The 20,637-nt window shown below is 41.9% G+C and carries 16 protein-coding genes; 5 read left to right on the plus strand and 11 right to left on the minus strand.

Features of this window, described 5'->3' with window-relative positions:
* Window positions 1-62: 62 nt before the first annotated feature.
* The 4 genes from HPE56_RS09655 to HPE56_RS09670 all read right to left on the minus strand — a co-directional run bounded on the left by HPE56_RS09655 (window position 63) and on the right by HPE56_RS09670 (window position 7,891).
* Window positions 63-1,670 (minus strand): tetratricopeptide repeat protein, encoded by a 1,608-nt coding sequence (locus HPE56_RS09655; RefSeq protein WP_223170260.1) that lies wholly within the window; start codon window positions 1,668-1,670, stop codon window positions 63-65.
* A gap of 109 nt (window positions 1,671-1,779) precedes the next feature.
* Window positions 1,780-2,865 (minus strand): OmpA family protein, encoded by a 1,086-nt coding sequence (locus tag HPE56_RS09660; protein ID WP_317173196.1) that lies wholly within the window; start codon window positions 2,863-2,865, stop codon window positions 1,780-1,782.
* A gap of 232 nt (window positions 2,866-3,097) precedes the next feature.
* Entirely contained in the window at window positions 3,098-4,846 is a 1,749-nt protein-coding gene (locus tag HPE56_RS09665) for a porin family protein (RefSeq protein WP_188243574.1), read from the minus strand.
* A gap of 21 nt (window positions 4,847-4,867) precedes the next feature.
* On the minus strand, window positions 4,868-7,891 hold the full coding sequence (locus HPE56_RS09670; RefSeq protein WP_188243575.1) for a tetratricopeptide repeat protein: 3,024 nt from the start codon (window positions 7,889-7,891) through the stop codon (window positions 4,868-4,870).
* 234 nt (window positions 7,892-8,125) lie between these two features.
* Here HPE56_RS09670 and HPE56_RS09675 point away from each other — a divergent pair, with 234 nt between their 5' ends.
* Window positions 8,126-8,809 (plus strand): cell division ATP-binding protein FtsE, encoded by a 684-nt coding sequence (locus tag HPE56_RS09675; RefSeq protein WP_188243576.1) that lies wholly within the window; start codon window positions 8,126-8,128, stop codon window positions 8,807-8,809.
* A 41-nt stretch (window positions 8,810-8,850) separates the two neighbouring features.
* Here HPE56_RS09675 and HPE56_RS09680 read toward each other — a convergent pair whose 3' ends face one another.
* Window positions 8,851-10,038: an exo-beta-N-acetylmuramidase NamZ family protein gene (locus HPE56_RS09680; RefSeq protein WP_188243577.1), complete on the minus strand. Its 1,188-nt coding sequence runs from the start codon at window positions 10,036-10,038 to the stop codon at window positions 8,851-8,853.
* Between the two features lie 370 nt (window positions 10,039-10,408).
* Here HPE56_RS09680 and HPE56_RS09685 point away from each other — a divergent pair, with 370 nt between their 5' ends.
* Entirely contained in the window at window positions 10,409-11,914 is a 1,506-nt protein-coding gene (locus tag HPE56_RS09685) for a ComEC/Rec2 family competence protein (RefSeq protein WP_188243578.1), read from the plus strand.
* 5 nt (window positions 11,915-11,919) lie between these two features.
* Window positions 11,920-12,342 carry a hypothetical protein gene (locus HPE56_RS09690; RefSeq protein ID WP_223170261.1) on the plus strand — a complete coding sequence of 141 codons (423 nt, stop codon included), beginning with the start codon at window positions 11,920-11,922 and terminating at the stop codon, window positions 12,340-12,342.
* Here HPE56_RS09690 and HPE56_RS09695 read toward each other — a convergent pair.
* From HPE56_RS09695 to HPE56_RS09715, 5 genes are read right to left on the minus strand one after another with little or no spacing between them, the layout of a single operon-like run.
* Window positions 12,339-13,400 carry a mandelate racemase/muconate lactonizing enzyme family protein gene (locus HPE56_RS09695; RefSeq protein ID WP_188243579.1) on the minus strand — a complete coding sequence of 354 codons (1,062 nt, stop codon included), beginning with the start codon at window positions 13,398-13,400 and terminating at the stop codon, window positions 12,339-12,341. The genes HPE56_RS09690 and HPE56_RS09695 overlap by 4 nt on opposite strands.
* On the minus strand, window positions 13,400-14,200 hold the full coding sequence (locus HPE56_RS09700) for a creatininase family protein (protein ID WP_188243580.1): 801 nt from the start codon (window positions 14,198-14,200) through the stop codon (window positions 13,400-13,402). The genes HPE56_RS09695 and HPE56_RS09700 overlap by 1 nt, the downstream gene beginning before the upstream one ends.
* Window positions 14,201-14,202: 2 nt before the next feature.
* Complete coding sequence (locus HPE56_RS09705) at window positions 14,203-15,708, minus strand: hypothetical protein (protein ID WP_188243581.1); 1,506 nt, start codon at window positions 15,706-15,708, stop codon at window positions 14,203-14,205.
* Entirely contained in the window at window positions 15,705-16,778 is a 1,074-nt protein-coding gene (locus tag HPE56_RS09710) for a DUF1611 domain-containing protein (protein WP_188243582.1), read from the minus strand. The genes HPE56_RS09705 and HPE56_RS09710 overlap by 4 nt, the downstream gene beginning before the upstream one ends.
* A 6-nt stretch (window positions 16,779-16,784) precedes the next feature.
* Entirely contained in the window at window positions 16,785-17,846 is a 1,062-nt protein-coding gene (locus tag HPE56_RS09715) for a pyridoxal-phosphate dependent enzyme (RefSeq protein WP_188243583.1), read from the minus strand.
* A 649-nt stretch (window positions 17,847-18,495) separates the two neighbouring features.
* Between HPE56_RS09715 and HPE56_RS09720 the strand changes: the two genes are divergently transcribed.
* Both HPE56_RS09720 and ppgK read left to right on the plus strand, forming a co-directional pair.
* Window positions 18,496-18,804 carry a hypothetical protein gene (locus HPE56_RS09720; RefSeq protein WP_188243584.1) on the plus strand — a complete coding sequence of 103 codons (309 nt, stop codon included), beginning with the start codon at window positions 18,496-18,498 and terminating at the stop codon, window positions 18,802-18,804.
* Window positions 18,805-18,939: 135 nt separating this feature from the next.
* On the plus strand, window positions 18,940-19,701 hold the full coding sequence (ppgK, locus tag HPE56_RS09725) for a polyphosphate--glucose phosphotransferase (RefSeq protein ID WP_188243585.1): 762 nt from the start codon (window positions 18,940-18,942) through the stop codon (window positions 19,699-19,701).
* 30 nt (window positions 19,702-19,731) lie between these two features.
* Here ppgK and HPE56_RS09730 read toward each other — a convergent pair whose 3' ends face one another.
* A complete protein-coding gene (locus HPE56_RS09730; protein ID WP_188243586.1) occupies window positions 19,732-20,637 on the minus strand; it encodes a hypothetical protein in 906 nt (301 codons plus the stop codon).

Raw genomic sequence — 20,637 nt, forward strand, 5'->3', positions numbered from 1 at the left:
TCACCCGAACGGGTGATTTAAGGAAATACTTGGGGATAAATAGCCAATTTTATGAATAAAGGTTATATGGTAGTCACCTTTTTCATGGCTTGGACTCTATTCTTCACATCCAACTTGGTATAAATATGCTGAATATGGGTTTTAATCGTGTTTTTAGAAACAAATAATTTTTCAGCTATTTCATCATTGTTATAGCCTTTGGAAATCAATTGAAGTACGTCGATCTCCCTTTTGGAAAGATCGAATTGGTCCATGTTCGAAATCCATTCGTTTTCAACCTCATCTTTCTTGGTTTTTACCTGGGCCTGTAAATCCCTTATACGCTCAACATACTTCTTTATTTCCGTATTTTTTCCGTCTAAAACCAGTTCCCGGTTTTTGTGTAACAAATTGATCAACAACAATAGAAAGGCAATGATCAAAGCACTTACTATCGCCCCTACCCATAATGTAAGTGACCTTTTCCTTGTCTTTTCAAGGCTCAATTCATTCTCTACTGCCAACTTTTTTATTTGAGCATCTTTCTTTGCGCTTTCATATTCTATCTGAGCCGCAATCATACTCTTTTTTGATACTACATTCACAATACTGTCATGATATGTAGTGGCATTTTTATAGGCCAGTAAAGCTTCTCTGTAGTTATCTGTTTTCGAATGATATTCCGACAATGCATGATACCCCAGTTCTATATTCTCTCGCGAATGTACCTTTAAAGCATTTTGCAACCCTACCTGAATGGATTCCAATGCTTGGGGATACTCCTTAGAAGACGTCTTATTTATACCTATACTAATCTGGGTATTACTTAAATAACGCTTGTTATTGAATTTCATCAACAATGGTATCGCCTTCTCGTAATTTTCTGTAGATTCTTTGAAATTTCCCTCCTTTTGGGACAAAAGACCTAAAAAATTATAAATTAAAGCAACGCCTTCCTTCCTAGGATGATCAACTGCAAGTTTTAGGGCCCTATTAAAATAAGCCCTGGCTGAATCGAATTTTATATTATTAAGATAGACCTCTCCAATATTGGCATATGCATACTCTTGCCCCCTAAGATTGTTGTTTTTCCTTTCAATTTCCAGGGCCCTTTTAAAAATAGGAAGGGCTTGGCCATATTCTTCCGTATCCAAAAAAACATTACCTATGCCACTTAGTGCAATAGCAATACTCTTGTTGTCATTTGTAGCTTCTGAAAGTCGCAAAGCATGTAGATAATTGTTGTAGGCCTCACTCTCTAAATTCAACTTTCGGTACGAAACACCTATACTGTTCAGACATTTTATTTTTGACAAGGTATCCGTACTCTTCTCAAAATAATTCAATGCCCGTTTGTGATAGGTAATAGACTGAATATAATCATGATCATACCGTGCGGTGATTCCCATTCTGTTATAGCATTTCCCTATGCCATTGATATAAAATATGGATTCGGATATGAGCAGGGCCTCGTCCAATATATCTTTTCGAATGGCCCCTTGGCGAATTGAAGTTTTATAAAGATCGATGAGTTTCTCAACCTTTAAGGTATCATTTACCCGTGTTTTCAAGGCACTGAATTCGTTGGAAACAGCAACAGGGGTTCTTGTATCCTGGCCGTAAGATTTACCTAATAGTAAAACCAAGAACAATAAAAAAGAAGACAGATATTTAAAACGAATCAACAACAAAGGGAAACTACATTTTAAGCATGACCAAAGCTAATCAATTAACCGTTGTTTCTTTAAGATTTCTTTAACGATTTCACATAAATAAAACCGATTTCCAAACACTGCCTTTTCACTTGCGTTCGGCAATAATGAACTCTACCCTTCTATTCTGTTTTCTACCGTCTTCGGAAGCATTACTGACAATAGGCTTGGCTCCCCCATGGCCTTGCCAAAAAATCCGTTCCTTAGATAGACCCAGAGCCATAAAATATTCCGCAACCGCCCTTGCCCGCAATTCGGACAACAGTCGATTATAGGTCTCGGACCCTATGGAATCGGTATGGCCGTGAATCTCGATTTTCAGGGCAGTGTCTTTTTTCAACACCTTAAAAATACTTTGTATTTCCTCCTGGGATTCCTGCAACACCTCGGATCGGTCAAAATCAAAAAACACATTTTTAAAAATATGTTTTTTATCCAATGCAATATCCCCAACGGCCAAATCATTGGAAACAACCATGGGTTCTTCCACAAAATCATTGGGTTCGGCCGACTCCAACAACATCATATCCAAATAATAATACGCCCCTTGTTTCGCATTTCGTTTGGTTTTGAACAGGCGGGTTCGTTTGTTGTTCTTGAAATTGCCGAAGGTTAGAAACCGTTCCGTACCCTTGGCTTCGAATTGTGTATGCACTAAAATCCAATCCTTGGTGTCATCAATAAAATTGGAATACCCGATTTCCATATAGTGGTATTCATTTTCAGTGTCTTTGTACAGATGCATCTTGGAGAGTTCCTTTCGGATGGAAAAGTCCAATTTGTTTTTTGAAAACAGCAGTCCAAATTCCTTAATGGCAAAATCCGATCGCTCAGCCAGGCTTACATAAAATGAGATTTTATACTTCTTACCTTTCTTCAGGGGTTCCAATAATTCAGCTTGAATATATTCCCGATAATCCCCTGGGGCGTAAAGGTATAATCCGGCATACCCCACGCCAAAATCCGCGGGTTGTGATCCATTGAAATTTTCCGGGGTACCCATGGCGGTACTACACCCATTGAAATAATCCGTAGAACCAATTGTTGGTGTAGACCAGCTTTCAACATCCTCATTAAAACTGCCCAAGGTATTCGGACAAGCATTGTATATCTCGAAACTAGGATTTACAATGAGGTTTTGTGACACACCTATGGCCATGCTAAGGATGAGCACAACCAAACTGATATGTTTTTGAAGGGAATTCAATAGATCCAAGGCTACTTACGACTACCCTAAAGTAATCAATTTCTACCTATTATCACCTTTTGATCAACGGCTTTATGAGGTGTTTCCGTTTAAAACCGAGCGACCCGCTATACGGTACGGTTTACCCAAAAAGGTGTCACCACCCTGGAATCCGACAGGAACCTTTGAAAGCCAAGTCCCAAAATGGTTTTCCTTATCCTTAAAAATCAAATTTATAAGTGGCCCCTCCCAATATCTGAAAGCCCTGAACCGGGAAGTTCGCCCATTTCCGATAATCGTTATTGGATAAATTCGCCCCCTTTACAAAAAACGACAATTGATCGTTTAACCGATATCCCACATGGGCATTGGCATCAAAATAGCCATCCAACGTTATAAGGGTTGCATTGGCTATCCCTGGGGTAGGATTTTCAACGACCGTAGCCGAAAAATCATCACGTTCACCCACATAGAATAGATTAACACCCATATACCATTTTTCATCAATCTGATAATCCATAAACAAAGACCCTTTAATATCGGGTAGATTCCAAGCCGGGTTATCGGTTTCGGTATCATAATCATACACTTCGGCATTGACGCCCAATGTAAAATTCCGATTTACATCCACATTCAACTCCGCGAACAATCCCAATGTTTTTATATCATCATAGAACACCTGAAAAGAGTTTCCATAATAATACTCCTTTTCATCGTCCCTAAAACCGTTCTGTGGATTTAAATGGAACAATGGCCTGCGATTCTCGGCCGTATACGATCCTTTAACGTTATAACTTAAATTCGGCAACAACTGCCCTTTAAAACCAACATACGCATCGTATTGTGTATCTGTTGGCTGTATGGCCAAGGTAGGTGACACATAGGGGTTTTCCTCTACAAAACCGTAATACGAATTCTGTCTCAATTCCCCTTTTACCCCACCATAGGCAATGACGTTTTCGTCCAACAAACGATAGGAGGCCGCAATAGCCGGATAAATATAGAAATTACTTTCACTTTCTTCCATATCCATACCATAAACCAGGTTCATCCCCAAGTCCACGGTAAGATCATCCCTCAATATGCGCAATGTCGGGTTTATCCCTACCTGGAAATTACTGTAGTCGATGCCTTGGTCATTGGTCGGACTATTGACATCGGCATTGGCAAAACTACCTCCGACGTAATCGAGCTTTACATTGACACCTAAAGACTCATCCCCAACGGGCAGTTCCAATCCGGCACCCAATACGACCCTATTCTCCCCAGACTCAACAGCATCCCAAAATCGTCGGTATTGAATATTGGCATTCTTGAAATAAGCATCCTCAACATTTACATAGGCACCCACTTCACCCATAAAGTAATTTTGTTTTGCATCGATACCGTTAATGGTTTCCGCATCATAAGTTTCCTCGGGCAGTCCGTACCAATTGTACAATTGATGTTGTAAACCAACATCAGCACCCCAGTTTATATCGCGGTCCCTTTTGGAGTAAGATGCATCGATTTCGGTATTGGCATACTTGCTATCCAAGGCAACGCCATCGATATCGGCCAATGATGAATAATGATCAAAACCAAGATCCAAGCGTTCATCCCTATTGATTGCCCTACTGGTATAAAACTTCGCCATAAGATTACCCGGGTTTCCCAATCCGGCCGATGCATAGGAATTATACAACTCCGGTGGTGGTAATTTCTTCACTGCCGAAGCCTTGCCCTTAGCCGGTGTAAAGGTGGAAGCCACAGGGACTGAAAAAATATTGTATTCAATCTGTTTTTTCTGCAAAACAATCGAATCGTTTAAATTGGGAATGGATTTAAGCTTGAAGGCATCGGAAATCGTAGGCGAATAGGCCTTGGTAACCGTTACCGTTTCCGTACCAATGGAATCTTCCTCTTCCTGGGCCTGTACCAGTTGGGAAATTCCTAAAATTGCAATAAGAAGATATAAATGCTTCAACATAATGTGTTCTTTATAGGGATATTAATTTCCGTTGGGATCAACCGATGAGTTACGCTGGGCCTCCTTGGACTTGATGATGGCCAATTCACCCTTCGCCTCAGCCACAATCTCAGGATATTGACTGAAATTGGTACTGACACTTTCCAAAATATATGTGGCTTGATAGGCATCGTCCAAGGCGTAAAAGTTCTTTGCCATAAGCACCAAGCCCTTACCTCCCCATTCCTTATAACTCGAATAATCCTTGGCCAATTTTTGTACCGAAGTATTTGAGGCCTCGAATTGCCCTGATTGGTTTTTAAAATACGCATCGTAATACAGTGCCTCTGCTGCGGTTTCCCCACTGGCAATTTTCAACACTTCTGCATACGCTGCCTCTGCCCGCCCCATATCGTCGGTCTGAATGGCCGATCGGGCAATCATGATGTGGGCGTCACTTTTTATACGGTCGTCAATACTGTTAGTTGCCAAAACCTTTTCGGCATACGCCAAGGTTTGTCCGTAATTTCCTTGTTCGTAATACCCCTTCATTAAATTCGATTGGGCAAAGGTCCTGTTCTGTTGAATATCGGCCTGATCCTCCAAACGTTCCAAGTAGGGCAATGCCGTAGTATAATCTTTGTTTCCAAGATAGATTTCGCAAACCCTTGTCAGTGCCTGTTCGGCATACTCACTTCCTCCCAAGTCGGCTACTTTCCTAAAGTAGGGCAAAGCCTTTTCCTTTTGATCTTTTGCAAAATACAATTGCGCCAATTTAAAATTCGCGCTAACTGCGTGCATCCCATTCGGGAATTGCTTCAGATAACCCTCGTACCCCCTAATGGCGGCATTCGTATTGCCCTCTATATGTTGTTTATCAGCGGATTCGAAACTGGCATTATCCAATTCGGTATCGGTGACCTCAACGAAATCCAAATCGCGTACCCATGCCGCATACTCATCTACACGGCCCAGATCCACATATACCAATTTGGCCGTGGCAACGGCTTGAATGGCTTCCTGTGTATTGGGGAAATCACGAACTACCTGCTTGAATTCCTCCAAGGCTTTTTCATTTCGATTGGCATTATAATGAACCAACCCCTGTCGCATAATGGCCTGGGGCACCAATGAACTACCCTTGTACCCTTCAATTAGACGGTCGTAGGTAATCAGTCCCTTATTCTCCTGGCCGGCGGAAATATATGAATTACCCAATTCAAAAAGGGCATCATCCTTTAAGGTCGATTTTGGATATCTGGAAACAAACTTGTCCAACTCCTCGATCTTTGAATCGCTTTTACCCACAAAACCATAACTCAATGCTTTTTGAAAGGCAGCGTAATCCTTTTCGGGTCCTGTCAACGCCAAGGACTTGTTATACGTTTCAATGGCTGGCCAATATTTACTGGTCACAAAATAGCTATCGCCCAATCGCAGATAAGCATCATTCAATTTTGTTTGATCGGTAACCCCTGATTTGGAAAAACTATCAAAGTAACTGATGGCATTGCCATAATCCTTCAGTTTAAAATAGGTATACCCCATATTATAATCCACCTCCTTAGCCTCTTCTGTAAGCCGGGCGCTTGGGTTTTGTTTAAAATCGATATAATTGGCCAATGCCTCCTCAAAACGGTTCAAGGTATACAGGGCCTCTGCATTCCAATAATTGGCCCTTGCCTTAAAAATCGCATCTTCGGCGCTTGACAAGGATTTTGAGAAATTTTCGTGGGCACCTGTATAATCCCCATCGATAAACAATTCCACCCCACGGTAAAAGGCCACTTTTTGATAGGTGGACTTACTCGCATAATCGCGGTTTTTTTCGAGTAGCTCCATGGCCCCCTCAAAATTCTTTGAGGTTATATAGGAGTCTACCAACAACCCTTGCATTTCCTGGGCATGGGCATCATTGGGATATTTTTCCAAATAGCTTGATATAACCTGGGGTACCGGTTCATAGGCATTCCCGATTTCATAACTCAATCGCGCATAGTTCAAATAAGCATCTTTTTGTATCTCTTGGGAGAAATCCATTTGGGATGCATTACGGAACGCATTCAAAGCTTCCTGTTTTTTATCCAATTTCAAATAACATTCCGCCAAATGGTAATAGGCATTTTGGGAAACACTGTTCGTACCCCCAATGATTTTATTGAATTGCTGTATGGCATTCGCAAAATCGCCCTGTTTATAAAAACAATATCCCAACAAGTAATAATCGGTATTGTTCCATTTCCCCCTTTTTCCTTTATAGGCCTCTAAATATGGAATGGCATTTGCGTATTGTCCTAGGTTGAAATAACTCTCCCCGATGATTTTATTGAGTTCGGAAACCTCATTCCTGTCCGATTTGGGCAATTGTTTCTTGGCCACGGCAATGGCCTCCTCGAATTTTCCCAACTTAAAATTCATGTCGGCCTGATAATATGACAATTTTTCATCCAACAATTCCGGGTCCGTGATTTGGTCGAAACGCTCATTGGCCGCCTCATAATCATCTTGTTGATAAGAGATATACCCAAGGTAATATTTAGCCTGCGAACCATAAACCGGTGAACTGACCACCTTGTTCAGATATCTTTCAGCCTGCTTGCCCTTACCAGAGGAAAACAAGGAGTATCCGTAATTGAAATTGAACTTGTCCATCTCTTTTCGGGACATCGCACTTTGATCTACCTTATTGTACCATTTTAAGGCATAGGGATATTTCCCCGTTTCAAAATAGTAATCGGCCACATCGGAATACGCCGAGTTCCGTTTGGTTGAAGTCGGGTATTTTTCCACGAAATCCTCCATGAGGCGATCCGCCCCCAATTGATTTAAGCGTACGGCGGCATTGGCGGCATAATAGGCGCTATTTGCCTCGGTCTCATAATCTTGGGTCGACAGTCTTACCTTCTCGAAAATCGTCTGTGCAGCCTGGTATTGTTCATTGTTGTACAATGCCAGTGCATCTTGGTAATCCTTCTGTTCGTGGGTGTAGATTTTGGTCTCCTGGGCAGTGCCTAGACAAAACATCCCCATAAAAATGGGAATAAAAACGGTGATTCTTTTTAGCATAGTGTTCTAACTATTTTAAAAATTCCGTAGTGGAATTTAAAAACTCCTTAAACAAAATTCCGCCTTGGCGGAAATAACTTTTCAGTGATACCTTAGCGGTTAAAACAATAACGGCAAATATAATACCTAAGTATAACCTTAACATAATTGTAACAAGAACAAAGTAAAATATTTTTAACCGGGCGGCCTTTGATTTCATGTAGAACTTATTACTTTTATATCAACAATATAAATATGTCAGAATCTATTTTAGCATTGAAGGATGTCGGTGTTTTCCAAAAGGAGAATATGGTGTTGAACGAAGTAAGTTTAGACATTAAGAAAGGGGAATTCGTTTACCTGATCGGAAAGACCGGAAGCGGCAAGAGTAGCTTTATGAAAACCCTTTATGGGGATTTGCCCTTACGCCAAGGCGAAGGCAGCATCGTAGGGTTCGACTTAAAGACGCTAAAGGAGAATGATATTCCGTATTTACGTCGAAAATTGGGCATTGTGTTCCAAGATTTCAAATTATTGCCCGACCGCAACATCAACAACAACCTGCAATTTGTCCTTAAGGCCACCGGATGGAAAGACCAAGCCAAGATGAATGGGCAAATCGAGGATGTTCTGGACAAGGTAGGCATGAAAACCAAGGGATTCAAGTTTCCGCACGAACTTTCAGGTGGGGAACAGCAACGTATTGCCATTGCCCGGGCACTTCTGAACGACCCGGAACTCATTTTGGCCGATGAACCCACAGGGAACCTCGACCCCCAAACCAGTGTAGAGGTTATGAAAGTACTTCAGGATATCAACAAATCGGGAAGAACCATTCTTATGGCTACCCATGACTACGCCCTGATTTTGAAATATCCTTCAAAAACCCTGAAATGTGATGGCAGTAAGGTGTTTGAGGTCGTACAAAATGCCGTTTAAACAGACTACGATATAAACACCCCTTATCCTGTTCTCGATACCTAATAGACCTGAATAGATTCAACCCTAGGGCTATAATCCTTATAGTCTTCAAATGATGCAAGCATTTCCATGCTTTCCCGCTGTGCTACCCAATGCCTTAACCTATCCGACCCGTTGATGATATCCAAAGGTACGTTCGTATAATCATATTCATAAGGGGGATCCAACCATTGGAAATCCTCCCCCATCAAATGATACAACTCCCGCAGTAACCATTGCCCAACACGCCAGGGTTGAAAAACCGTTTTATCGGTCACATGGATCTGAAACCCGCCACATACGGACCCCTCATGTTTTTGAAATGTTGGCAGGAAGGTTATAGGTCGAATGGCCACTCCTTTTAATTTTGTTTCTTTTAACGCTTGTTTCAAGTGCCCTTCATATAAACCAAAGGGTTCAATTTTTGGGTGCCCGACAATTTCCAGGGGCTGGGTGGTTCCCCTACCCTCGCTTAGTTGGGTTCCCTCAAACAAAACTACACTAGGAAAGGTCAAAGCACTTTCTTGTCTCGCTAAATTAGGTGAAGGCAACAACCACGGTAAACCGGTCTCTTCAAAATACATACTACGTTCCCAGTTCCGCATTTTAATTACCCTATATGGTATTTGCTTATCAGCCCAATACCTTTGGTGCATCAGACCCACTTCCCCAATGGTCATCCCATGCCTTACGGGAATAGGGTGGCGGCCGATGAAGGAAGCGAATCCAGGTTCCAAAACATTGCCTTCCAACGTATTTCCATTCAATGGATTAGGACGATCCAGCACAATCACCTCAATATCCTTATCCATACACTTTTCCAATAAAAGTGTCAATGAATAGATGTAGGTGTACATACGACATCCCACATCCTGAAGATCTACAAAAAAATGGTCTATTCCTTCGAGCATTTCATCGGACGGGACACGAGTCTCCGAATAAAGGGAGTAAACAGGCATATTAAAATAAGGATGCACAAAGTGTTCCGTTTCGATCATATTGTCCTGGGCATCGGTAGAGAATCCGTGCTGTGGGCCAAAAAGCTTGACGAACCTAGGTCCAAAAAGGGATTTGAATCTTAAGGCGGCATGTTCAAATTCCCGGTCAATGGAAGCATTGTTACAGAGCAAGGCAACATTTCCCTTGAATTCTTTTTGAAGGTCCGGATCGTTCACCAAAACATCCAAACCAGTAGCTATCTTCATCATAATTACACGAATTAAAAAAGTCTTTATCCCCGTTATGCCTTATATTTCGGTTAATGCCATATGATTTACCCACTTTGGCCCTACAAGGTAATCCAAGACGATATGGACTGCCAACAACATCCATATTTCCCTTATAAAATTACAATTAATACAACCGTTTATAGCAAGAACAATTCATCTATTGGAATACCTTTCACTCTAAATCCATGAGTGTATATCGATTGCACTCTATTTCCCAATACCACTTCGAACAAAAAACACCAGGGATAGGCCAAATCAAACCAAGCTTACAGGATTTAGGGAACTTCCTACATTTTGAGCCTAAATCCTTTTCAACATATACTAACTTGTTAGTAAACTAGAATTGATTATGCCACAATTTGAATATATTGGTTTCAAATATGCCGAATATCCCTTTGCATATTTATACAAGGATGATAACGGTCAAAAAGGGGATAAAAAAATACATCAAATCATCTTTGGGGATTGGGTTGGGGTTTTGAAACCCAAAAAAACCGATGGGGACTATTTGTTCGTTCGGGTCCGTGGTGAAAATGGATGGATGCACAAAGATGCCCTTCGGGAGGAACGTGTTCTTGAAGTTGTCTTCTTGGATGTCGGCCAAGGCGATGGCGCTTTAGTCGTAACCCCGGATGATGAGCATATCATAATCGATGCCGGATTAGGGGATAATATGTGGCGTTTTCTCAAATGGCGCTATAATGAATTCAAAACCGAATGGACGTTCAAATACGCCATTGCCAGTCACCCTGACCAAGACCACTACGGAGGTTATCATTATCTGGCCGGGGAACCCAATGTGTTTTTCAATGAATTCTTACATAATGGGTTGCTTGAGTATCAGAAAAACATAAAACCATCCGATTTCGGGGACACCGTAAAAACTGACCGCACCTACTACACCGAACTATTCGACAGCAAGCAAAAAATCATGGATTATCTGGTTCATGAACCCAATTGGAAGCATCCTTCCGGCAACGAACAATGGGATAAGAATTATGCCAAGCTTTTAAAACGTATGCTCGACAACAATAAAATAAACGGAGAAATAAGAATGCTAAGTGAAACGGATAAATATCTCACTGGTTTTGAACAAAACAAACCCCTGAACATCCAAGTCCTTGGACCGGTCACCGAAACGGTCAATGGAAAAAAAGCGTTGCGTTCCTTAGGCAATAAGGGCAAAACCAAAAACGGGCATTCCATTGTCTTTAAATTAAACTATAAGGACATCAACATATTCCTTGGGGGTGACCTGAACATCAAGGCAGAGGAATTCCTAATGGAAAAACACACGGGTATTTCATTGGATTTTAATTCTGCCACCGAGGAAAACGAGTTTATTGAAAATGCCCGACAGTTTTTTGAGGCAGACGTCGCGAAAGCGTGCCATCATGGAAGTGCCGATTTCACCAGTTTGTTCCTCAGGTGTCTAAACTCGGTGGCTACGGTCATATCCAGTGGGGACGAAGAACAGCATTCCCACCCCAGACCAGACACTTTAGGTGCCATAGGCGTCAATGGCCGAGGGGATAGGCCTTTGATCTTCAGTACGGAATTGGCCCGCTCACACCGGGAGGATGAACGAAAGACTTTGGCAGAGATCAGTGAACTTGAAATAAAATTGGCAACCGCCACCACCAATACCCGCAGACTGAAACTAATCAACCAAATACAGGAAAAGAACGAAAAACTCAAAGAACGCAATGTCACGGTCTATGGATCCATAAATCTTCGAACCGATGGGGAGCGATGTATTATTGCCCAGAAACTGGAAAAAGGAGGCGGCAGTAAGGTTTGGGATATTTACAAATTGGAAAAAAACAATAATGGACGCTTCAAATACGTTCCCTAAATAGTATGATAAAAAAAGAAAAAGACAACCGACCCGATCAAAAAACCAGTCCGTTTATTGGACTATTACTATTCTGTATATCAATCCTACTACTAGTGATTACAGGTCCATTGGGCTTTATCTATGGTATTCTCCATTCTTTATTCACCAAGGGGTTTTCCGGTATTGGGGAGTTTTTATTGAAAATCGCCATATCCATCGATCAATTGGGCAATGTAATGATGCAGCATTTACTGAACCAACTTTGGATTAAAAAGGAAGGATATCGATTTGGCAATCGGGATGAAACCATTTCCAGTGTGCTCGGCAAGAACAAACAGAATGCTACATTGACCGGTTTTGGAAAGGCCATCGATAAAATCCTGGATACCCTTGACCCCAATCATTCCTTGAATTCCATCGATTATTATGTTGAACCGGAACATTAATAATCCGGCACACCTAAACCTGGCCGCTCAGATGGGTACAATACCCCTTTCTCAAGGCGAAATATATCCTTATAAGGGTCTGAAACCAACTCTAAATGTCCGTCAAGATCTGCATACTTCACATTTTGTCTCGACAAAGCAAAATGCAATCCTGCCGCTATTCCCAGACCACATTCGTCAATACACCCGACCATGGCCTCCAACCGTGCCGCCTTGGCAACGGAATCAATATGGGTTCCGACCATAATACCCCCTACTTTCTGAAGCTTGATATTCACCATATCCACCCGCTCATTCTGTGCCAATCGAAAAGCGTCGGTCAATGTCTTTAAGCTTTCGTCAGCCATCACAGGAATATGTACCTGATCGGTGACTTCGCCCAAACGCTCTTCCACTTCCTGCTTTGTAGGTTGCTCGAATATCTCTATCCCTATATCCTTTGTAGCCTTTACAAAAGCAACCGAATCCTTGACCGAATACCCCTGATTCCCATCAAAACGCAGGGTAATCTGTGGAAATTTTTCATGGATTTTGGTCATTTTTTCAATATCATCCTGAAGGTTATCGCCACCTTTAATCTTTAAGATGGAAAAACCTTGCTGCACATATTCCTGTGTATGCCTTAAGGTTTCTTCCACAGGCAAAATACCAATGGTAATACTGGTGGCAATACACTTTCGATATCCTCCCAAAAATTTATACAAAGGCACTTCGGCCTTTTTGGAAATCAAATCGTACAACGCCATATCGACCATGGCCAAGGCCGAGGATCGCTTGCCCAGTAGTTGCTTCAACTCCATCAACACAAAGGCGTAGGAAAAAGGATCCTTACCAACTAAATACGGAGCTATTATGGTGGTAATAGCATGCTCAACATCCTTAGGGTTTTCACCTGTCACCACCTTATCGGGAGCGGCACAACCATAGCCCAGCCATTGGCCATCGGTCTCCAATTTAAGAATAAAATTGGTCGTCTTGCTAATGGTCTCGTAAGCGATGGTGTAGGGAACGGAAAGATCAATATCCAAACGTTCGTAGGTAACTGCCGTGATTCTCATCAATATCTTTTTTGATAAAGTTCGTCCAAAGGTGTATTCTTGATCGATTCAACAAAACGCACCATATTCTTGATCATGACCTCCCACATTTTCTCTCCTTTTTCCTTAGTCGCTTTTGTGGCATCCCCCATGATTCCACTTTCCGAGATCTTATCGGTACGAACATACCAACTGATACTACGGTCATTGTCAAAATCGAGGTATTTGCTACCGAACTTAAGGGTCGATTCCTGGGCTTTATCCATTTGTACCATTTCCGGGCGAATCGCCAAGGTGGTACTCGTCTCAATTTCACCTGCATGGGCATCGTTAGGGGTCTCGACCATACCCGCCAAATCCACATCGCTGGTCTCACCGGTATCCACTCCCACAAAGATCTTTGCATCGCGGTTGATCATTTGGGCCGCATAACTCAATGTTGGGGCATTATCCCCATGGCCGTTTAGAATAATTATCTTCTTTACGCCGTTCTTTGCCAAGCTCATTCCCAAATCATAAACAAATTTGGACAAGGCATCATTGGTCACACTCAATGTCCCTTTAAAACCATCATGATGGTAGGATACTCCAAAGGGTATTGTTGGTAAAACCAGGGGTTTTGGATCCTCACAAGCTTCGGCTACTTTGTAGGCCATGTACTTGGCATCATAAAAATCAACATCCAATGGTAAATGTGGTCCATGTTGTTCTATGGCCCCACAGGGTAAAATCACCGTATCGACGGTTTTTAAATAAGCCTCAATTTCTGGCCAGGTAAATTCTTCCCATAGAAAACCGGCCTTTTTATTATTTGTGTTCATTGTTATTTTATTAGAAAATAAGGGGTTTCGTAATCCTCATTTTGCAAGGTGAAGGTATGCCATTTTCGGTCACGTAACTTTACTGACCCATCGGAATATTTTGCTAAAATTTCAAAAAGCGGTTTTCGAACATGTACAGGTAGATCACTCATCATACTTCGCTCATTATCAAAGCGTAACTTTACGATCTCTGGATGTTCCTTGGCCAATTTCAGGGTATGTTCGGTTTTATCGACCAACCCTTTTTCCATCAATAGATAGTACAAGTGCGATGCATCGCTACCGATTTGTTTTATACTACGGGCCGACAATGCCTTCAACCCTTTTTCAATCTGCTCCTCGGTGTACCCACATCGTTTGGGGTCTTCATCCAATGCTTTCAACATACCCACGATACGTCTACACTTTTCACAATTGCCACAGGGCAACATTCTACCATTTTCCTCATGGGCAGCATGGCAAGACACTTGATGGGTCTGCAATTCGGGATAACGTTTTACCAACACTTTCAAGATCAACAGTTCAGAAGTACTTCTTAAGATGGAGTATTGATACAGGTCCCAACCCTTCTTTTTATAATACCTAGTAAGTGCGTTGTCAAAATACTTACTCTGATCGTACAAGGAATTATAGTGTGATATTCCCTCATGGTTCCCCTTTACCGTAGTATCATATTCGTTACCGATGAGAACGTTCCCTATATTGCGTTTACGTACGATCGGGAGTGTTCCAAAAAGAAAAACCGCCACAGTCCATAAACGAATGGGATAGATATCGGCCCTGATGTTCTGAAAGTTCTCTTTGATAAAGGGCATCTGTTTCACCATCCAATTAAAAATACGGTCACTATTGCACCAAGGCTTCGCCGTATTGGGTTCGATTTCCTTATAGTATTTATGCGAATTGACCGCGGTAAACCAATGCCTACCGGATTCGTTGATAAAGACGGGATGGGCCTCACCAATTTCCTTTATGATTCCATAGGTCAAAAGGCTGTCCTTGCCCCCACTACTTAGAATCGCATATTTATTTTTATCCGTTTCATTGATTCTCCCTTCAACCTTCAAATGGGCATATTCGGTATTTATAAATTCAATTTTTGCAGCGGTATACTGCTTTAATTTCTCGACCTTCAAACTATCAAAGGGCGGTTTTAAAAATTCATTTTTATGAAAGAATTTATTGACCACTATTTCCCTAGAGGTATTCTCCATCATATCCCTCAGGAAGCTTTTATCGGTCTCGTCGAACAAACCATCAAATTGGATGGTTTCAAAAAAGAGTCCATAATTCAAGGCAACCTGTGCCAACATCATGGAGGCCAAGTTAACATCCTCGCCATTCTTCCTGTCAAAATACACCTTGTCATAGGAATAGATCAACTCATTTGAGACACTGGACCCATCCAGTTTATGAATGGTATAGGCCGCTTTCACCCTTTTGGGTTCCACAGTGACATTGTGAACCGAGAGTTTCGTAAAAACCACAAGTGACCGTATGGATGTCATTTCAATTGTTCCTTTAAGATAGCAATTAGTGGATCTGCACTGAATCGTAAGACGTCAAAGGCAGGTAATTTGGTCTCCAAGGTAATGTTCTTGCAGGCTTCCAAAATTTCTTCATCACTTTCCATCAACTCGTGGTTCACCGTTACAGCAATTACTTTTTTACCAGAGATTACCTCCACGGCATTGATCTGTTCTTTAAGGGAATGCAATTTGTAGCCCGGAAAACCATCATACTCCACTCTTTTGGGGGCGTGTTGCATGATTACAAAGTCGGGACGCCCGGCAGCCAATATCTCGAATCCGCCAGGGTATGCGGGATTCATAAGACTCCCCTGCCCTTCAATGACGATCACATCCGGGTTTTCATTTTCATAGGCACTAACGACCGCGTGTTCTATCTCACCAGAGACAAAATCGTTGATACAGCTGTCCATCACCATACTGTACTTGGCACCTTGCATCCATGCCGTTTGGCCCGTACCTACCATTTCTGCCTTGAGGCCTGCATTGCGGAAAGCATGGACAATGATCCATGCCGTGGTACGCTTGCCCAATGCGGAATCGGTACCCAAAATGGCCAGTTTTAGGCAATCGACCTTTTCAATATCCCCAGTAAAAAAATGAAGCTTATCCCTATCCGGGGTCTTACGTACATCACGGATCCTACAGTTTTTTTTCTTGGCCAATGCTACCATTTCGGGGTCATTGGTCAAAAAGTCGTGCAATCCGCTATCTATGTTCCACCCCATTTGCAGTGCCTTTTTAATGGTGCCCTTTGCCTCAAAAGGCAAACGTCCCCCATCAGGGGCCAAACCGATGACCAGGGTTTTCGGAATATTCGCCTTGGGAAGTCCTGCAACAGCCTCTTCCATATTCCCGAAAATGGGAATACCGTTCGCTTTTCCATCCAATACAAGACCGGCATCTTTCCCTGCATATTTTGTATCCAACACGCCCACGACCTCATAACGTTCGGTAAAACGCACCAATCCATGGGCTGTCTTCCCATTTGGGGTATTGAATGCCCCTTCGCAGTATACCAATGCCTTACCGTCTATTGTTTTTTTCATATCCGTTTATTTTTTTGCGGTCAATACCGCCACAAACCTACCAGGTTCAAAATTCAATTTTTCGTCCATTTCCAAAAGGGCAATAAGTCCGGCTGTCGCTGCCGGTAGAATTGTAAATCCTTCTTTTTTCGCCAACAAGGAAGTCATTTCCCTCATTTTTCTATCACTGATGTTAAATGCTTCCCCTTGTGATTCTTTCAAGGCATACAAAGCCTCTTCCCCATCAAAACTATGCCAGTTGATCAATGGTTCGTTGTATTTGGTCTCTTTAATGGCATCCGGTTTTAAATCCCTACAGTAATCAAGTCCAAGAATAAAGGACTGTACGATCGGATTCTTGCGACTCGAGGAAGCTGCTATCATTTTGGGAATCCTTGAGGTTTTACCCCGCTTATAAAGACTAACAAACCCCCTGTAGATTCCAGCGAACAACGTTCCGTTTGAAACCGGAACCGCACAATAATTGGGGGCATCACCCAAATCCTCATAGATTTCATTTGCAATTTGCGAATAGGCTGAAATCTGTAGGGGGGTATTGGACCCTCCGGGGTTGGCATCATACCAATCATTTTCAAGCGCTAATTCGCTACTCTTCATAACTACGTCCTCATAATTGCCCGGAAGCCTTATAATCTCGGAACCAAGGGCCTCCATTTCAGCTATACGATCCGTATGATAACTTTCCGGTATATAAATCTTACATCTTATTCCCGCTAATTTGGCCGCCAAGGCCACTGCCACCCCATAATTGCCACAGGTTGCCAAAGAAACAACCCCATAATCCCTTCGCAAGGCATCATAAATCTGGGCAAAGGCAATACGGTCTTTTTGGGTACCTGTAGGGTTATCCCCTTCATACTTAATGTACAATTGCCGAATACCGAATTCACGCTCCATGGTCTTGGCACGGTTCAGGCCCGTGTCACCGACTTCCAAATTGATGATGTCTTCGAACGACTCTAGGCGATCGACCATCGATTTGCTCTTATCCTTGACAAAAGCACTTAACTCTTTTGCTTCCTCGGACACATTATTTTCCGAGGTTTTCACTCCGTCTTTAAGATTCATTTGGCATTATTGGTTTACCTCTTTAAGGTATGTAAAATTTTCAAACGGGGCCTCGTATATTTAAATCAAAAATATAAGACCAAATTAGGGTACATAGGTAGTTAATTTTACGACATCCGGATAAAATTTAACATAGCTATATTTATACGTATTCAACATACATTTTGACTTTTATTTTTTCTTGTTTCAATGAAATCCCTTTAAAATATGGCTTTCCCGACCCCCAACAGACATATGCGATAAAATTGGCAACCTTAAAAGCATAACACTTTGTAAACAAGTTAATTACAACCCTATTGAAATGATTGAAAAAAAAGATAAAAAAAAGCGATTATTCAAAAAATTGTATTTCATTTGTGGTACAAAAGCAATACTAATTTTGCTTTCGTCACAGTATGAAAACCATTGGGCCACACCTGTCTTTAGGTAGTTCGATTCGCACTTCACTGTCGTCCGGTTTTATTCAAGAAAACAGGATGCCGGCCACTTCCGTTTTAACGGATATGATATATCACATTCCTTTCCTTTCTAATTCCCCAGTGAGGTAAATTACCTTAGTTGGGTTGGACTTCCGGAATGATGTTTAACCTTCAATAGCATTCGATTCTCTTTTTATTAATCATTTATTCATTATGTAATACCCATTATTATGAAAACACTTTTTATAACCTTGTTTTTAATCGTCTCCAACCTTGGTGGTGCAACCCTTCAAGAAACAGAAAAAATGACCGCCACCTTTGATGGCATTGAAGACGGAATTTACTATTTCACCGATGCTGACGGCTTTTCAAATGAATTTCAGCATATTAGTGAAGAGGCCCTTAACAACTTTGACCTTTCCGATGCCAAATACAAAGGGCAAACCTTTATCATTACCTATACTTCCGAGACTGAAACTGATGACCTTGATGAGGAAATCAGTGTGAACACCATTACCGGATTAAAATTGAAACAATAATCATAAGGGGCCTTGGGCCCCTTATTTTTTTATAAAGGTTTTTCTAAAATCCCCATTCAAATCAATTTCCAGCAAAGCTCTTTTCCTATCCCCGATTCTTTTTATTACTTTGCGAGTGAAACGTAAAAAATAAAAATGGTAGTTCTTGGTATTGATATTGGAGGTTCTGGAATAAAAGGTGCATTGGTTGATTCACTTACGGGTGAAATGCTGACAGAACGGCATCGTATACCGACCCCACCTTCTAGGAAACCCAAGGAAATGGCCATCGTGGTCAATGAACTTGTGCAACATTTCAATCACAAAGGACCGATAGGCGTAGGCTTCCCGACAGTGATAAAAAATGGCTACTGTAAATCACCTGGGAACCTACATAAGAAATGGCTGGGCTTAAATGTGCAGGAATTGTTTGCCGAGGCTACGGGTCTACCCGTAACGGTCATCAATGATGCCGATGCCGCGGGGTATGCCACCATGAATTACGGTATTGGCAAAGGAAAATTAGGCCTGGTAATCATGATTACCATTGGCACCGGACTTGGCAGTGGGGCCTTCTTGGACGGAGAACTCATCCCCAATTTCGAACTCGGCCAAATACCCTATAAAAAGTTCAAAAAAATCGAGTCATGGGCTAGTGCTGCCGCTAAGGAGCGTGAAGAACTCAGCTATGAAAAATGGGGAAAACGCTTTAATACCTTTTTGGGACTTGTAGAACTACTTGTTTCACCAGACCTGATCATATTAGGTGGTGGTACTTCTAAAAAATTCAATCAATTTAAACAGTGCATTACTATCGGCACTCCCGTAATTCCTGCCGAACTACGCAATGAAGCGGGCATTATCGGTGCTGCATCAGCCGCCATGCACCATGCCCCGAAAGACTTTGTAAAGGAATAAAAACAAATCAATCCATAAAAAAAGGCCTATTTAAAGGCCTTTTTTTATAATTGCGTTTTCAGGAACCGCAAAGAAATCGTCCTCGATATCTTTCACAAAATGGATATCGGAAATGTCAATTTGGGTAACGTACTCACCTGGCTTACCCTCTTTTGTCGTCCAATGGGTTTTCAATTCTTTAGGCAATAGTACGCCACTTACATCGATCAGCTCCCCAACTTCCATGAATTTTTCGGGATTGTGACCGCCATCTTTAAAATATTCCGGATAAGAAACAATGTATCTGTTTGCTGTCAATAAATGTGTTTCTTTATCAAATTGCAAAATATAATAATCATCCGGAGCATCTCCCGTACCTGCTTCGAAAGTTACCTTTACAACATCATTGATCTTGTTCTTATAGGTCACTTCGGGCAACAATTCCAAATTCACACCTTCCCCATCCAAAACAAATGGGTGTCCCATTAAATATAGGGGGGTCAATGCCCAGAACTTGGTATCATATACAAAGGCCGTGGAATCTTTCGCCACAACCCAAGCGGTTTTGCCATCCCAACCATATTTAGCCGTACTATCGGTAACACTCGTATGAACGGCCTTATTACGCCATACATCGACCACCTGATAACTGTCGCGGGCTGTTTTACCATCTATAGGCTGATAATTGAAACGAAAGGATAACGCCCCATTACCATACCAATTTTTTAAACCGCCATGTGCTTCCATAGCCGCCCAAACAATTTTCCCCGCATCGGACGTTTCCAGTCTAGCTTTCGCTTTAGAAACACGGTTATCGACCCAGGATCCGGGAATCGTATAATCTTGAGCCATTACCTGATTGGTTTCCTGTACCTCCTGCTTTTCTTCTTTGGATTGTTCCTTACATGAAGACAGTAAAGTTACCATTGCCAACATACCCGTTATCATTACTTTCAT

It is taken from the genome of Maribacter aquimaris, from assembly GCF_014596745.1.
Taxonomy (GTDB): Bacteria; Bacteroidota; Bacteroidia; order Flavobacteriales; family Flavobacteriaceae; genus Maribacter_A; species Maribacter_A aquimaris.